The organism is Streptomyces sp. NBC_01428, assembly GCF_036231965.1.
GTDB lineage: Bacteria > Actinomycetota > Actinomycetes > Streptomycetales > Streptomycetaceae > Streptomyces.
Map to the genome: position 1 here is coordinate 7,913,589 of NZ_CP109499.1, position 12,059 is coordinate 7,925,647.

At 72.5% G+C, this 12,059-nt stretch carries 10 protein-coding genes; 6 read left to right on the forward strand and 4 right to left on the reverse strand.

Annotation, left to right across the window (positions count from 1 at the left end):
- Nucleotides 1-32: 32 nt before the first annotated feature.
- Complete coding sequence (locus OG406_RS34480) at nt 33-1,337, forward strand: DUF6986 family protein (RefSeq protein ID WP_329189566.1); 1,305 nt, start codon at nt 33-35, stop codon at nt 1,335-1,337.
- A 116-nt stretch (nt 1,338-1,453) separates the two neighbouring features.
- On the opposite strand, the gene OG406_RS34485 is transcribed toward OG406_RS34480, so the two are convergent.
- On the reverse strand, nt 1,454-2,536 hold the full coding sequence (locus tag OG406_RS34485) for a LacI family DNA-binding transcriptional regulator (RefSeq protein ID WP_203661319.1): 1,083 nt from the start codon (nt 2,534-2,536) through the stop codon (nt 1,454-1,456).
- A 243-nt stretch (nt 2,537-2,779) separates the two neighbouring features.
- Here OG406_RS34485 and OG406_RS34490 point away from each other — a divergent pair, with 243 nt between their 5' ends.
- Nucleotides 2,780-3,733, forward strand: coding sequence for an ROK family protein (locus OG406_RS34490; protein WP_266619816.1), 954 nt, complete (start codon nt 2,780-2,782; stop codon nt 3,731-3,733).
- Nucleotides 3,734-3,806: 73 nt separating this feature from the next.
- On the opposite strand, the gene OG406_RS34495 is transcribed toward OG406_RS34490, so the two are convergent.
- The gene (locus tag OG406_RS34495) at nt 3,807-5,906 is read right to left on the reverse strand and encodes an NPCBM/NEW2 domain-containing protein (RefSeq protein WP_443067127.1); all 2,100 of its coding nucleotides are present in this window, start codon (nt 5,904-5,906) and stop codon (nt 3,807-3,809) included.
- Nucleotides 5,907-6,114: 208 nt separating this feature from the next.
- On the opposite strand from OG406_RS34495, the gene OG406_RS34500 reads away from it, so the two are divergent.
- Entirely contained in the window at nt 6,115-6,312 is a 198-nt protein-coding gene (locus tag OG406_RS34500; RefSeq protein ID WP_081222930.1) for a hypothetical protein, read from the forward strand.
- 134 nt (nt 6,313-6,446) lie between these two features.
- Nucleotides 6,447-7,484, forward strand: a complete 1,038-nt coding sequence (locus tag OG406_RS34505) for an NUDIX hydrolase (RefSeq protein WP_266619812.1) — start codon at nt 6,447-6,449, stop codon at nt 7,482-7,484.
- A gap of 288 nt (nt 7,485-7,772) precedes the next feature.
- On the opposite strand, the gene OG406_RS34510 is transcribed toward OG406_RS34505, so the two are convergent.
- Nucleotides 7,773-9,128: a dipeptidase gene (locus tag OG406_RS34510; RefSeq protein ID WP_329189570.1), complete on the reverse strand. Its 1,356-nt coding sequence runs from the start codon at nt 9,126-9,128 to the stop codon at nt 7,773-7,775.
- 183 nt (nt 9,129-9,311) lie between these two features.
- Between OG406_RS34510 and OG406_RS34515 the strand changes: the two genes are divergently transcribed.
- Nucleotides 9,312-10,634, forward strand: coding sequence for a geranylgeranyl reductase family protein (locus OG406_RS34515; RefSeq protein ID WP_266853624.1), 1,323 nt, complete (start codon nt 9,312-9,314; stop codon nt 10,632-10,634).
- Between the two features lie 15 nt (nt 10,635-10,649).
- Here the strand turns inward: OG406_RS34515 and OG406_RS34520 are convergent, their stop codons facing one another.
- The gene (locus OG406_RS34520) at nt 10,650-11,099 is read right to left on the reverse strand and encodes a nitroreductase family deazaflavin-dependent oxidoreductase (RefSeq protein ID WP_164374470.1); all 450 of its coding nucleotides are present in this window, start codon (nt 11,097-11,099) and stop codon (nt 10,650-10,652) included.
- A gap of 227 nt (nt 11,100-11,326) precedes the next feature.
- Here OG406_RS34520 and OG406_RS34525 point away from each other — a divergent pair, with 227 nt between their 5' ends.
- The gene (locus OG406_RS34525; protein ID WP_329189573.1) at nt 11,327-12,037 is read left to right on the forward strand and encodes a TetR/AcrR family transcriptional regulator; all 711 of its coding nucleotides are present in this window, start codon (nt 11,327-11,329) and stop codon (nt 12,035-12,037) included.
- The last annotated feature ends 22 nt before the right edge of the window (nt 12,038-12,059 follow it).

Here is a 12,059-nt window from a genome sequence, read left to right on the forward strand (position 1 = left end):
ATTCCGTAGTGCGGAAAACAGGAGGGTGTGGAATGGGTCAGGGCCAGCAGGAGAAGGTGACGACGAGCCTCGCGGGAGCCGTCAGCGAGGAGATCAGCGCCTCCCTCGCCCCGGTCGACGCCGAACTGGAGCGCCGCTACCCCGGGGACCCCGGCACCCGCCAGCCCGTCCACACCGTGTACGTCCCCGGCGACGCGTTCGCCGCCGACACCCTGCGCACCTGGGGCGACCGCGCCCTCGCGGCGCTCGACGAACACGCCCCCGACGCCGCCTCCTTCGCCGCGGTCCTCGGCCTGTCCGACGAACTCGCCGGGCCCGTGTACGACCGCGTCCGCGCCAAGCTGGAGCGCGAACCCGTCGAGGACCTGCGCGTCGACTTCGAGGACGGCTACGGACCGCGCCCGGACGCCGAGGAGGACGCCACGGCGGCCCGCGCCGCCCGGCTGATCGCCGAGGCCTACGAGAACGGCACCGCCGCCCCCTACATGGGCATCCGCATGAAGTGCATGGAGGCGCCGGTCCGCGACCGGGGCATCCGCACCCTCGACATCTTCCTGACGGGCCTGATGGAGGCCGGCGGCCTGCCCGAGGGACTGGTCCTCACCCTGCCCAAGGTGACGTACCCCGAGCAGGTCACCGCGATGGTCCGGCTCCTGGAGCAGTTCGAGAAGGCGCGCGGCCTGGAGCCCGGCCGGATCGGCTTCGAGATCCAGATCGAGACCAGCCAGTCCATCCTCGCCACCGACGGCACCGCGACCGTCGCCCGGATGATCCAGGCCGCCGAGGGCCGCGCCACGGGCCTGCACTACGGCACCTTCGACTACAGCGCCTGCCTCGGCGTCTCCGCCGCCTACCAGGCCAGCGACCACCCGGCCGCCGACCACGCCAAGGCGATCATGCAGGTCGCCGCAGCGGGCACCGGCGTCCGCGTCTCCGACGGCTCCACCAACGTGCTGCCCGTCGGCACCACCCAGAAGGTGCACGACGCCTGGCGCCTGCACTACGGCCTCACCCGTCGCGCCCTGGCCCGCGCCTACTACCAGGGCTGGGACATGCACCCCGGCCACATCCCCACCCGCTACGCCGCCGTGTTCGCCTTCTACCGGGAGGGCTTCGAACAGGCCGCCGGTCGCCTGGCCCGCTACGCCAACCACGCGGAGGGCGACGTGATGGACGAGCCCGCCACCGCCAAGGCCCTCAGCGGCTACCTGCTGCGCGGCCTCGACTGCGGCGCCCTCGACATCGCCGAGGTGGCCCGCGCGACCGGCCAGACCCGGGCCGACCTGGAGGCCTTCGCGTCACCGCGGCGGGGGGACCTGACGATCTCGGGCCAGTAGGCGACGGGCCCCGGTGCACGGGGTCGGCCGCCCACCTGAGGGCTGTTCACACCGAAGGCGCGCCACCTCCCGGGAGGTGGCGCGCCTTCGGTGTGCCCGGTTCCGCGCCGTCGTCCTCAGCGCGCGGGCCGCAGTTCGCCCGAGCCGCGGGTGATGAGGCGGGTCGGGAGTTCGATGCGCTCCGGGGCGAGCAGGGTGCCGTCGAGCTGGCGGAAGAGGCGTTCCGCCGCGGTGCGGCCGAGGGCGGCGGCGTCCTGGGCGACGACCGTGACGCCCGGTTCCAGGAGGTCGGCGAGCTCGATGTCGTCGAAACCGACGAGCGCCACGGGACGGCCGCGTTCGGCGATCACGCGGACGACGGTCACGGTGACACGGTTGTTGCCGGCGAAGACGGCGGTGACGGGGGAGGGGCCGGAGAGCATCGTCTCGGCCGCCTCGCGCACCCGCTGCGGGTCGGTGACGCCGAGGGACATCCAGTCGTCCTCGACGACTATCCCGGCGTCCTCCATGGCGGCCCGGTAGCCCCGCAGACGCTCGGCGGCCGTGTGGATGCGCGGCATGTCGCCGATGAAGCCGATGCTGCGGTGTCCGTGCGCGATGAGGTGGGCGACGCCGTCCCGTGCGCCGCCGAAGCTGTCGGACAGGACGACGTCGGCGTCGATCCTCCCGGCGGGGCGGTCCACGAAGACCGTGGCGACGCCCGCCTTTATCTCCGGCTCCAGATAGCGGTGGTCGTCACCGGCCGGGATGACGACCAGCCCGTCCACGCGTCGCGCGCACAGGGCGAGGACCAGTTCCTGCTCGCGGTCCGGGTCCTCGGCGCTGGAACCGTTGATCAGCAGGGCGCCGTGGGCCCGGGCCACCTCCTCGACCGCGCGGCTCAGCGGCCCGTAGAAGGGGTCGGCGAGGTCCTCCAGGACGAGACCGATGCTGGCGGTGCGGCCCTTGCGGAGCACCCGGGCGCTGTCGTTGCGCCGGAAGCCCAGGGCGTCGATGGCCTCCTGGACGCGCCGCTCGGTGTCGGGGGTGACGCCGGGCTCGCCGTTCACCACGCGGGAGACCGTCTTCAGGCCGACTCCCGCACGCGCCGCCACGTCCTTCATGGTCGGACGATTGCCGTAGCGGTTCTCGGATCGGCGGGCGGTCTCGGCCACGATGTGCTGTCCTGTCCTGTCGTCCACGGGGATGCGTAGGTCCATGGGGTTGTATGAGGATGTGGCGTCGAGCATAGAGCCTGGACAACGTTGTCAGATGCGGGAGACACTGTCCACCGCAATCTCCGGCCTGCGTCTTCCCCAGGGCGCACGGTTCCCGTCGTCCGCGGACGCCTGCCGCGCGGCGTACGACGGGGCCCGATCCTGCTCCGTTTTCGGCCGGAAACAGGCACCCGGACCCGCGGCGCGGCGGGCCCGTCACGACACCCCATGGGAGATCTGACTCTGATGCACACCGACCTCGTGGCCGCGCTCGACATCGGCGGCACCAAGATCGCCGGAGCGCTGGTGGACGGCCACGGCCGGATCCTGGTGCGCGCGCAGCGCGCGACGCCCGCGCAGGAGGACGGCGACACCGTGATGCGTGCCGTCGAGGACGTGATCGGCGAGCTGTCCGACTCCCCGCTGTGGAGCAGGGCCGGCGCCCTCGGTATCGGCAGCGCGGGCCCGGTCGACGCCTCGGCCGGCACGGTGAGCCCCGTGAACGTCCCGGGCTGGCGCGGCTACCCGCTGGTCGAGCGGGCCGCCAAGGCCGCCGGAGGGCTGCCCGTCGAGCTGATCGGCGACGGCGTCGCCATCACCGCGGCCGAGCACTGGCAGGGCGCCGCCCGCGGTCACGACAACGCGTTGTGCATGGTGGTGTCCACCGGCGTGGGCGGCGGCCTCGTGCTGAACGGCCGGCTGCACCCCGGTCCCACCGGCAACGCCGGCCACATCGGGCATATCAGCGTCGACCTGGACGGCGATCTCTGCCCCTGCGGCTCGCGCGGCTGCGTCGAGCGCATCGCGAGCGGCCCGAACATCGCCCGCCGCGCGATGGAGGGCGGCTGGCAGCCCGGACCCGACGGTGACACCTCGGCCGCGGCGGTGGCCGAGGCGGCCCGTGCGGGCGACCCGGTGGCCGTGGCGTCCTTCGAGCGGGCCGCCCAGGCCCTCGCCGCGGGCATCGCGGCGACCGCGACCCTCGTGGAGATCGACATCGCGGTGATCGGCGGCGGCGTCGGCAAGGCCGGCGACGTGCTGTTCACCCCGCTGCGCAGGGCGCTGGCCGACTACGCGACGCTCTCCTTCGTCCAGCGGCTGACCGTGGCGCCCGCGCTCATGGGCACGGACGCCGGTCTGGTCGGCGCCGCCTCGGCCGCGCTCACCCGGAAGGCGAGCGCGGCCGAGGCCCGCGTCTGACCGTCGTGGTCCCGGTGACCGGGACCACGACACCCGTCCCGCAAGGGAGTCGGACCGGACAGGGCGACGGGCGTCAGCAACTGAGCTTCGCGTCGGCCCAGTCCGCGTGGTCCGAGTCGATGCCGTCACCGCCGTCCGTGACGACCAGGCGGACCACCTGGGCGCCGGTCACGTCGGCGGTGAGGGCCTGTGCCGGCATCGCGTTGGTCAGGACGCCGGTGGAAGCGACCTTCGTCCCGTCCGCCCAGATCTCGAAGGCGACCGTGCCCTTGGCGCCCTTCTCGTCGTCGAGCCCGACATCGGCGGTGACGCGCTCGCAGGCCGTGCCGGTGTAGTACTCGACCGTGCTCCCGGCGTGCACGCCCAGTCCTCGGGCGTACGGCACGCCGCCGATGGTGAGGGTCCCCCCGTCGCCCGAGCCCTCCTCACCGTTGCTCGTGTCGCGCTCGACCGGCCCCCAGCCGTTGGTCGTCGAGAGCCAGGGCAGGTCCCCGAGCGGGGACGTGCCCGCCGGGGGAGCCACCACCACGGAGGCCCGCACCGGAAGTTCGGCGTCGGCGGTGATCCCGGTCGGCGAGCGGTAGACGGCCTTCAGCGCGAGGTCGTACGATCCGGCGGCCGTCCCCGCGGGCGCGGTCACCCGCCACGTCGTCCGCAGGGAGCGCCCGGTGGGGAGCGAGGCCGCGGTCGTCGGTCCCGTCGCGGCGACCGTCCAGCCGGCCGGGCCGCGCAGCGTCACCGCCACCCGGGTGGCGGAGGTGCGCCCGAGGTCGGTCACCGCGGACGTCAGTGTGGCCGTCCTGCCCGCCTCGACCAACGGGCTTCCCTCCAGGCCCAGTTCGACGGCGGGCGGGTTCTTGGCCCACGCGGGGTCCGCGGAGACCCGGACGAGGACGGTGCCGTGCGCCGGGACGGTGGCCGCGATCGTGCCCGCCGTGTTGGAACTGCGGTGCCGCCACAGATCGCGCAGTGTGTAGGCGTCCGCGCCGGGCAGGCCGACGGCGGCCGCGGTCGTCGCGATGCGCTGCGCGGTGCCCGACTCGTTGAACAGCGCCACCGTGCGGCTGCCGTCCCGCATCTCCTTGGCGACGACCCAGCGCCCGTCCGTCGAGGAGACGACCGACCCCTGCTTGCCCAGCGGGTCCTGGTCGACCGCGACGACCTCCTTGTTGCCGAGGATGTCGAAGGTCGCGGCGGAGGCGGTGCGCAGGTCGGAGCCGATGAGCAGGGGCGCCGCCATGACCGACCACATCGAGAAGTGCGATCGGTACTCCGTGTCCGTCATCCCGCCGTTGCCGACCTCCAGCATGTCCGGGTCGTTCCAGTGCCCCGGTCCGGCGTACGGGGCGAGCGGCAGGTTCTGCTTGAGGATCGAGAGCATCGAGCCCCAGCTGTCGCTGATGTCGCCGGTCGTGCGCCACAGATGCCCGACGTCGGAGGCCCACTCCCAGGGCTTGTTCTCGCCCCATTCGCAGATGCTGTAGACGATGGGCCGGCCCGTGGCCCGCAGTGCGTCCCGCATGGTCGTGTACCGCGATCGCGCGTCCACGCCCTGGTTGTTGCAGTTGTCGTACTTGAGGTAGTCGACGCCCCAGTCCGCGAACTGCCGCGCGTCGCTGTACTCGTGGCCGAGGGCGCCGGGAAACCCGACGCTGTCGCAGGTCTTGGTGCCGGCGCTGGTGTAGATGCCCAGCTTGAGGCCCTTGGAGTGCACGTAGTCGGCGACGGCCTTGATCCCGCCCGGGAACCGCTCGGGGTCCGGGACGAGCTTGCCGTCCGCGTCCCGGGACGGCAGCGCCCAGCAGTCGTCGAGGTTGACGTACTGGTAGCCCGCGTCCTTGAGCCCCTTCTCCACGAAGAGGTCGGCGATGCCCTCGACCATGTCCTGGTCGAACTCGGCCCGGCAGTGCGTGGAGTTCCAGTTGTTGAAGCCCATCGGCGGGGTGAGGGCGAGCCCGTCCGCGGAGGTGGGGGAGACGGTACGCACGGCGGGGACCGCCGCGGTGGCGCCGCCCGGCGCGGCGAGCGCGGGCGTGGTGAGGCCGGCCGCGCACAACAGGCCTGCGGCCAGTGCTCCGGCCACTCTGGTACGGCCCGGGTGCGGCGCACGTACGGTGCGGGCCGTGCCGGTTCCGGGGGGTGTGGGGGTGGTGCGGGTGTGAAGGTGACGCATCGTTACGTTCCTCCGAACTCGCGACAGATGGGGTGTCTTCATGTCCGCGACAATGGTGCGCGTTTACGGTAGGACCTGTCGGACTCTGTTGGAAGGTGTGTGATCGCATCACTCGATGAGCCGAGGGCGCGCACCGATCGCCACCGGGTCGGGACGAGGAAGGTGATCCACCCGTGACCCCCTCCCCGCCTTCGGAGTTGAACCGGGCATGAAGAAGCGCAGCATGCTCGCCATCGCCTCCCTCGCCACCGGGTTCGTCGTCGCGGCGATCACCCCGTCGCACGCCGTGGACGCGGACGCCCTGAGCGACCTCAACGTCAACGACACGCTCAGCGCCGTCGACCACACCGTCGGCAGCGACAGCCTGGCGGTCGACGAAGGGGCCCTGGGCGGCACGAACAGCTGAACACCCCGACCCCAGGCGCCGGTGTCCCCAGCACGGGGACACCGGCGCCACGCCGTAGGTGCCCCCTCATCAGCGGCTGGTTTCCGTGGCAGGGTGGAGCGGGCAAGCCTCAGGGGGCCAACAGAAGAGGGGGAATCGTGATCGTCTGGATCAACGGTGCGTTCGGTGCGGGAAAGACCGCCACCGCACGGGAACTGATCGAGCTGATCCCGAACAGCACGCTCTTCGACCCCGAGGTCGTCGGGGGCGCACTCACGCACCTGCTCCCCGCCAAACACCTCGCCGAGGTCGGCGACTTCCAGGACCTGCCGATCTGGCGCCGGCTCGTGGTCGACACGGCCGCCGCGATGCTCGCCGAGCTGGGAGGTGTCCTCGTCGTCCCCATGACCCTGCTCCGCCAGGAGTACCGGGACGAGATCTTCGGCGGACTCGCCGCCCGCCGCATTCCGGTGCACCACGTGCTCCTCGCCCCGGCGGAAACGATCCTGCGCGAGCGAATAGCCGGGCGCGAGGTGTCCCCGGAGCCCGACGGCGAGACGCGTGTGCGGCAGTGGTCCTACGACCACATCGAGCCCTACCGGGCCGCGCTCGGCTGGCTCACCGCCGACGCCCACCCCGTGGACACCAGCGCGCTCACCCCGTACGACACCGCCGTCCGCATCGCCGACGCCGTCCGCGGCGGGGACGCGCCCGTGTGCGACATCGTGCAGACCCCGGAACCCACCGCCGAGACGGTCGCCGCCGGAGTGCTCCTCTTCGACGAGCACGACCGCTTCCTGCTCGTCGATCCCACGTACAAGGCCGGCTGGGAGTTCCCCGGCGGGGTCGTCGAGGCCGGAGAGGCCCCGGCACGCGCCGGGATGCGCGAGGTCACCGAGGAGACCGGCCTCGTCCTGGACGAGGTACCCACGCTCCTCGTCATCGACTGGGAATCCCCCGCACCCCCCGGCTACGGCGGCCTGCGGCTCCTCTTCGACGGTGGCCGCCTCGACGAACAGGCCGCGCGGGGGCTGCTGTTGCCGGGCCCCGAACTCCGCGAGTGGCGCTTCGTCACCGAACAGGAGGCCGCCGACCTCCTGCCGCCCGTCCGCTACGAACGGCTCCGCTGGGCCCTGCGCGCCCGCGAACGCGGCGCCGCGCTCTACCTGGAGGCCGGCATCCCCCTCGGCTGACACCGCCGCACCGACGGCCCCGGCCCGACACCCCGGCCGGGCTGCCATGAGCGTCCCGCCCTGCCGCAGACCGACGGCGGAGCGGCGGAGGCGGCTCGTCCGGGTGCCGAGCGGTGCCGCGACACCGTCGGACACCCGGCAACGGCGGCTCGTCCGAGGCCGGTCGGCGTGGTGCGCCGGTCCGGTTCCGGTCGGGCGACGGGCCGAGGAGACCGAGAGGGCCCGCACCGTGCGGTGCGGGCCCTCCGTCTCGGCGCGTGCTCGGCTGCGCCGCGCAGTTCGTGTGGCTCAGCTCGCCGCGTAGTTCTGCAGGAACAGCGCCTCGGAGACCGACAGGCGCTCCAGCTCGTCCGGGGAGACGCTCTCGTTCACCGCGTGGATCTGCGCCTCCGGCTCGCTCAGGCCGATGAGCAGGATCTCCGTCTCCGGATACAGCGAGGCGAGGGTGTTGCACAGCGGGATCGAGCCGCCCATGCCCGAGGACTGCATCTCCTGGCCCGGATAGGCGACGGCCATGGCCGCGGCCATCGACGCGTACGCCGGGCTGGAGGTGTCGGCCCGGAACGCCTGGCCCTGGCCGATCTGCTCCGTGGTGACGCGCGCGCCCCACGGCGTGTGCGCCTCGATGTGCGCCTGGAGCAGCTTCGTCGCCTCGCCGGCGTCCACGCCCGGCGGCACCCGCAGGCTGACCAGCGCCCTGGCACCCGCCTGCACGGAGGGCGTCGCGCCCACGACCGGCGGGCAGTCGATCCCGAGGACGGTCACGCTCGGACGCGCCCAGAGGCGGTCGGCGACGGTGCCGGAGCCGATCAGCTCCACCCCGTCGAGCACCTTGGCGTCCTCACGGAACGCCTGGTCCTCGTACTGCAGGCCGTCCCACACGGACGCGGCGTCCAGACCGTCGACGGTCGTCGAGCCGTCCCGGTCCCGCAGCGAGTCCAGCAGCCGGATCAGCGCGGCCAGCGCGTCGGGTGCCGCACCGCCGAACTGTCCCGAGTGCAGGTTCCCTTCCAGGGTGTCCACCTGAACCCGTACGAGGGTCATGCCGCGCAGCGTCGCCGTGACCGTCGGGAGACCCGCCCGGAAGTTGCCCGCGTCGCCGATGACGATGGTGTCGGCGGTGAGCAGCTCCGGGTGCTCCTCGGCGTACCGCTCCAGACCGCCGGTGCCCTGCTCCTCGGAACCCTCGACGATCACCTTGACGTGCACCGGCACGCCGCCGTTCGCCTTCAGCGCGCGCAGCGCCAGCAGGTGCATGATGACCCCGCCCTTGCAGTCGGCGCTGCCCCGCCCGTACCAACGGCCGTCACGTTCCACCAGGTCGAACGGCGGGGTCGCCCAGGCCGCTTCGTCCAGCGGCGGCTGCACGTCGTAGTGCGCGTACAGCAGAACCGTTTTGGCGCCGTCGGGGCCCGGCAGGAAGCCGTACACGGACTGGGTGCCGTCCGGGGTGTCCAGCAGCGCCACGTCCTCGAAGCCCTCGGAACGCAGCGCGTCGGCGATCCAGTTCGCCGCTCCCTCGCTCTCGCTCCTCGGATACTGGTCGAAGTCCGCCACCGACTTGAAGGCCACCAGCTCGGTGAGCTCCGCCTTCGCCCGGGGCATGAGCGAGGCGACGGTCTCGGCGACCGGATTCGACGACATGGGCACGCTCCTCGTAGGTGCGACGTTGTACTTCTGTGTACAAGTGATCGGTGATGCGTGCACACGTCCCGGTGTGCGGGACGGGTGCGCTGCCGATCCTCCCACAGTGGCCTGCGGCGATGCCCGCCGTAGGATGCGGGGGACAGGTGCGGCAGACGGCTGGACTGGGAGCAGTAGACCAACGTGAGCAGCGAGAACTCTTCGGCGGACGACGTGCGGCGTGCGGCGGACGACGGGCAGCAGGTGTGGGACGTCGTAGTCGTCGGCGCGGGGCCCGCGGGCGCTTCGGCCGCCTACGCGGCAGCGGTCGCGGGACGCAGCGTCCTGCTCCTGGAGAAAGCCGAACTGCCCCGCTACAAAACATGCGGCGGCGGCATCATCGGTCCTTCCCGGGACGCCCTGCCACCCGGCTTCGAGCTGCCGTTCAAGGACCGGGTGCACGCGGTCACCTTCTCGATGGACGGCAGGTTCGCCCGTACGCGGCGATCCCGGCAGATGCTGTTCGGGCTGATCAACCGGCCCGAGTTCGACCAGCAACTCGTCGAGTACGCCCAGAAGGCGGGCGCCGAACTGCGCACCGGGGCCACGGTGTCCCGCGTCGAGCAGCACGGCTCGGCCGTGCCGGACCGGCGCACCGTCGCCGTGGTCCTGCAGGGCGGCGAGACCGTCCTGGCGCGCGCGGTGGTCGGCGCCGACGGAAGCGCCAGCCGCATAGGGGCACACGTAGGGGTGAAGCTCGATCAGGTCGACCTCGGCCTGGAGGCCGAGATCCCGGTGCCGGAGACGGTCGCCGAGGACTGGAGGGGCCGCGTCCTGATCGACTGGGGCCCCATGCCCGGAAGCTACGGATGGGTCTTCCCGAAGGGGGACACCCTCACCGTCGGCGTCATCTCCGCCCGCGGTGAAGGAGCGGCCACCAAGCGGTACTTGGAGGACTTCATCGCCCGGCTCGGCCTCGCCGGGTTCGAACCGTCCATCTCCTCCGGTCACTTGACGCGCTGCCGCGCCGACGACTCGCCGCTGTCGCGCGGCCGGGTGCTCGTCTGCGGCGACGCGGCGGGACTGCTCGAACCGTGGACCCGTGAGGGCATCTCGTTCGCGCTGCGCTCCGGCCGGCTCGCGGGGGAGTGGGCGGTGCGGATCGCCGAGGCGCACGACGCCGTCGACGCCCGGCGCCAGGCCCTGAACTACGCGTTCGCGATCAAGGCGGGTCTCGGCGTCGAGATGAGCGTCGGCAAGCGTCTGCTCGCCGCCTTCGAGCGCCGTCCCGGCGTGTTCCACGCGGGTCTCACCGGGATCCGCCCGGTGTGGAAGGCCTTCACGGGGATCACCCGCGGCTCCACGACGCTGGGCGAGATCGTGCGGTCGCGCCCCATGGTCGGGCGTGCCCTGACCGCTCTCGACCGGGCGCCGCAGATCGCGGAGGCCAAGGACGCGGACCCCAAGGACGCCGACGGCCAGGACGGCGAACCGCAGGGCGTGGAGCCCAAGGGCGCGGAGGGATAGGCGCGTCGGCCGGCGTCAGCTCCCGACCGCGATCCGGAAGACGGGGTGGTCGGGGGCGATGCGGCGCAGCTCCTCGTCGGACGAGTCGGGACCGACGCCGCCGAAGAACACCCCGACCTCGGCCTTCCAGCGCTTGAGGTAGGCGCGCAGCAGCGGGACCTTGTCGTCGTCGGCGACCTCGACGGCGGTGAAGGCCTCCACCTTCTTGCCGAGGCGCAGCTCGCCGCCGCCGGCCGCCCGCATGTTGTGCGTCCACTGGACGTGACCGCGGGGGGCCACGAGGTACTGCTTCCCGTCCACGGTGAGCAGGTTGACCGGCGTCGTGCGCCACTCGCCGCTCTTGCGGCCCCGGACGGCCAGCACCCGCGAACCCCAGACGCTGAGGCCCCGCCTGGTCGTCCAGGCCACGGTGCGGTTGAGGATGTTGACGGTGAACCAGCCGGGCTTCTGGACATGTGTCGACACGGTGACCCCTTGAGATCCGTGGTGGGAGCGCCGCTCTCTTTTGTGAGCACTGCTCTCGCTTGAGGTAAGTCTGCCGGAGATGGGTGCCCAAAAGCAAGAGCACTGCTCTCGTATTTGTTCACCGCTCTCGTTTTGGAGCACCTGTTCCGATCGGGAGCGTCGCTCTCATCGCGGAGCGCTGCTCTCGTTTGTGTGCACTGCTCTGAAAACGTGGGAGACTGCCCCTCATGAGTACCGCACGAGGGGCACGCGCCCGAGCCAGGATCGAGGTCACGGCGGCCATCAAGGACGAGGCGCGCAGACAGCTCGCCGCGGACGGCGCCGCGAAGCTCTCCCTGCGGGCCGTGGCCCGCGAACTCGGGATGGTCTCCTCGGCGCTCTACCGCTACTTCCCCAGCCGCGACGACCTGCTCACGGCCCTCATCATCGACGCCTACAACTCCCTCGGCGAGGCCGCCGAGTCCGCGCACGCCGCCGTCGCCGAGGCCGGACCCCGGGCCCGCTGGATCGCCGTGTGTCTGGCGGCCCGCCGGTGGGCGCTGGCGCATCCGCACGAGTACGCGCTCATCTACGGCTCGCCCGTCCCCGGCTACGTCGCGCCGCAGGAGACCGTGCCGGCCGCAGCCCGGGTCGGGCTGCTGCTGATCGGCGTGGTGCGGGACGCGTACCGCGGCAAGGGCGTGGCGCGGTCCGCGCTGGCCGCGGACCTGACGGCCGAGGCGCGGCGGATGTCGGCGGATCTCGCGCCCGACCTGCCGCCCGATGTGATCGTGCCGCTGGTGGCCGCTTGGGCGCAGCTCTACGGGTTGATCGGGTTCGAGCTGTTCGGCCAGTTCAACCGTGTCGTCGAGGACCGCGAGCCGTTCTTCCGGCAGGCGGTGGGGAGGCTCGCGCACGACGTGGGGCTCGTCCATCCGGAGCCGGGCAGCGCCGTCTGAACCGCCCGGCACGGCGGAACGG

Excerpts from the sequence above, each read along its gene's own strand:
- OG406_RS34480 (WP_329189566.1), top strand. The coding sequence starts at position 33 with ATGGGTCAGGGCCAGCAGGAGAAGGTGACGACGAGCCTCGCGGGAGCC.
- OG406_RS34485 (WP_203661319.1), bottom strand. The coding sequence starts at position 2,536 with ATGGACCTACGCATCCCCGTGGACGACAGGACAGGACAGCACATCGTG.
- OG406_RS34490 (WP_266619816.1), top strand. The coding sequence starts at position 2,780 with ATGCACACCGACCTCGTGGCCGCGCTCGACATCGGCGGCACCAAGATC.
- OG406_RS34495 (WP_443067127.1), bottom strand. The coding sequence starts at position 5,906 with ATGCGTCACCTTCACACCCGCACCACCCCCACACCCCCCGGAACCGGC.
- OG406_RS34500 (WP_081222930.1), top strand. The coding sequence starts at position 6,115 with ATGAAGAAGCGCAGCATGCTCGCCATCGCCTCCCTCGCCACCGGGTTC.
- OG406_RS34510 (WP_329189570.1), bottom strand. The coding sequence starts at position 9,128 with ATGTCGTCGAATCCGGTCGCCGAGACCGTCGCCTCGCTCATGCCCCGG.
- OG406_RS34525 (WP_329189573.1), top strand. The coding sequence starts at position 11,327 with ATGAGTACCGCACGAGGGGCACGCGCCCGAGCCAGGATCGAGGTCACG.